Source organism: Anaerobiospirillum succiniciproducens DSM 6400, assembly GCF_000482845.1.
GTDB classification, from domain to species: domain Bacteria; phylum Pseudomonadota; class Gammaproteobacteria; order Enterobacterales; family Succinivibrionaceae; genus Anaerobiospirillum; species Anaerobiospirillum succiniciproducens.
The window spans coordinates 1-2690 of the sequence record NZ_AXWV01000129.1 but is presented as its reverse complement, the minus strand read 5'-3'; the positions used below and the strand labels follow the sequence as shown (position 1 = coordinate 2690).

General features: G+C 40.5%; 1 protein-coding gene. It reads right to left on the bottom strand.

The features are described 5' to 3' along the window. Nucleotides 1–965: 965 nt before the first annotated feature. Nucleotides 966–2510 (bottom strand): sodium:solute symporter family protein, encoded by a 1545-nt coding sequence (locus H524_RS0111790; RefSeq protein WP_169726156.1) that lies wholly within the window; start codon nt 2508–2510, stop codon nt 966–968. Nucleotides 2511–2690 lie beyond the last annotated feature (180 nt).

Below are 2690 nucleotides of genomic sequence, written 5' to 3'. Positions count from 1 at the left end.
CTGTACTTATCAATTTTCAAAGAACTACAAAGCGCTTGGCTTTGTTTTGCTGTTTGCTTAGTGCGTTACAGCGAGGACGTATTTTAATGATTTGAGCCCTCACGTCAACAACTTTTTTAATCTTTTTTACAAGATCTTAATGATCTTTATAGCAAAACCGCATATATATGCTGTTTTAAGACCAAAAAATTTTATGATCTTTTTAGGAAACTACCGCACAATCAATGGCAACAGAGCCATAATTATAGCATATGATCTCTGATCTTCAAGCTCAAAAAGCGCTACTTTTTCGGATTTTGGAACCATCACTAGCTTGAAAACCACTCAAAAAAACTTTGCTTTCCCCTGATCTTAATGTTCATAAAACCATTTAGACAGCTGATCTTGCATCAACCTAGCGTTAAATAGTCTTACTACAGCCCATAAAGAATGCTATTACTACCATCATAATCCTGTTAAGGCCATCTACCTCAGAGCAAAGCATCATTAGCCCTAAGCTTACGATCCCATATCTGCACTTTATGTAGAGCCATCTATCTAGTCTACTTCTACGCTGGAACATTGAATCTTCTTTACGCATCTATACACATGGTCTGTGGGTTTGCACGCTTAGTCTGTTTTACTGAGTACTAGGATTAAGCGTGATCTTTCTAATGACAGATATGAAGAGGCTCGTCAGAGAGTCTTGATATCTTATATTGTCTATGACTAGGCTTTGGACAAGAGCAATCAACAGTAAAGTTAACTAAAGAAGATAGAACGCTGCTGCACAAATGCAGAATGATAGTTAGGTGCAGAATAGAAGAATTAGGCAAGGACGCGGGATTAATAGTGGCTGTGAGGCAGGAGTAGTGATGTGCTAGAAGAATATATGCTATGCCGCTCCTAGGATTCAAAGACTGATCCTAGGAGCAAATTATGCCCTACCCAATTGAAACATCGTAGTCAGAATGTAAGTTAAAGCCTTAGCTATTAGCCTCGCTCTTACGTGCAGTGTAGATGGTTGATCCATGTGGAGCGGTGAATGTCTTACCGCTAACCATAGATTGAACCTTAGAAACTAGAACACCCACAGTAATAGTTAAGACAATAGCAATAAAGGAGTACGTCCAGAATGAAATAGAACGGACATTAAAGTTGAGATACAAAATCACTGCAGTAGCCACAAAGAAAGCACTAAAGGCTCCTAATGCTGTGGTCTTACGAGTTATGGCACCAAGAATGAAAACACCTGCTAAGGCGCCTAAAGCCTGACCTAAGAAAGCCTTGAAGAGCTCATAGGCAGACTTAATATCAATTCTAGCTAAGTACATAGCTACTACTACCGCGAAAACACCAATAGCCAGCGAAATGTATTTGGCGATCTTAGTCTGACGTTCGTAGCTCATGTTAGGAGTGATCTTAGTCTGAACATCCATCACCCATGAGGTAGCAATTGAGTTAATACCTGTAGATATGGTTGACTGTGATGCAGCATAAAGAGCGGCTAAGATAATGCCTGTGATGCCCACTGGAAGTTCATAGGTAATAAAGTAAATTACTACCTTATCTTGAGAACTACGGAAAACATCAGTAATTGCCTCTGGATTCTGCTGATAGTACAAATATAGCGCGGTACCAATCATATAGAACAAAGATGCGCAGAGGATTGATAATAATCCGTTGGTAATAGTCATCTTGGTCAGCTTATTTACGCTATTAGTGGTCGTAAAGCGCTGCACAATGTCCTGTGATGAAATATATGTACAGAATGTGGTTAAGCCAGCACCAATGAAGGTAACCAAGATTGAAGTACCTAAAAGATTAGACCAATCGATAAGTTTGTCTTTATCGGATAAGAACCTACCCTCCGATACCAATGCATGACTCATGTCTGCTACACCGCCATCGAGCTTATAGACAATCCAAACTAATGTTAGAGCGATACCACCAAGTAAAATAATTCCCTGGATAAAGTCAGTCCATAATACGGCTTTTAGACCGCCAGTATATGAGTAGATGATAGAGACTGCACCCATTGCGATGATCAGTACATCTACATTGATACCAGAGAGACTTCCTATAGCGACACATGGTAAATACATCACGATCGCCATTCGTCCTAACTGGAAGATGACAAACATGAGCGCTCCAAGAACTCTAAGAGCAGGTGATTTAAAGCGGATCTCAAGATAGTGATAGGCTGTGTCGATCTCTAACTTTGCATAGACGGGTAGCAAGAATTTGATGGTCAGAGGAATGGCGATCAGGGTACCCATTTGAGCAAACCACAAGAGCCATGTTCCCTCATATGACTTACCTGCTAATGAGAGAAAAGATAAAGGCGAGATAATCGTCGCGAACATGGATACCGCGGTTACAAACCAAGGTACCGAGCCATCCCCCTTAAAGAATTCCTTTCCCTGCATCTTACTTTTAGAGAAGTAGATACCAGTGACTAGGACTATCAGCATATAGATAGTCAGTACGCTAATATCGATCCACGTGAAGCCATGCAGCTCGTCAAACATCAAACCAGATCTCCTAAGTAAATAAAAACGGCCGCATTATACGCATATTTGATTTAACAATCAGCCAACGCGCCACTATCTTAGCCTCGGTCACATGACACTTAAACATGTCATGGCATAGCATCTTGTGCTTTATTTATCCGCTTAAGAGACTTGTTTGAAAAGCTCACGCCTAAATTT